Here is a 413-nt window from a genome sequence, read left to right on the forward strand (position 1 = left end):
GGCATCGAGGGCGTCCAGGAGCTTGGCGCAGTCGCGCCGCAGCAGGGTGACCTTCTCGCGGGCGATGCGCTGGGCCAGCGTCTCAGCCCGCACGGCATCGGCCAGGGCCGCGAACTCGCCGGCGCGCAGGGCGAGGGGGGTAAGGTCGAAGCCGAAGGCCTGCGTGACCTGGCCGCCCTCGCCACGCCGGGCGTAGCGCTTGCCGTTGGGACTATCCCGCCGGATCACCAGCCCGGCCTCGGCCAGGGCGGCGATGTGACGGCGCAGGGCGGCCTCGGAGAGGCCCCGAGCGCGGGCGCTCAACGTCCGGTTCGACGGAAACACGACGAGCTCGACGCCGGCCTCGCGATCCGGGGCGAGGACCGCTTCCGGCAGGAAGGTCAGCATCGCCTCGAGCACCGAAAGGGTCGCGG

The 413-nt window shown here is 73.8% G+C and carries 1 protein-coding gene; it reads right to left on the reverse strand.

Annotation, left to right across the window (positions count from 1 at the left end):
- A partial coding sequence (gene repC, locus ACLQ2O_RS41930) for a plasmid replication protein RepC (protein WP_425843482.1) occupies window positions 1–413 on the reverse strand: 413 nt, incomplete at both ends.

Origin of the sequence: Kribbella sp. DT2, from assembly GCF_049844575.1 — a bacterium.
Lineage (GTDB): Bacteria > Actinomycetota > Actinomycetes > Propionibacteriales > Kribbellaceae > Kribbella.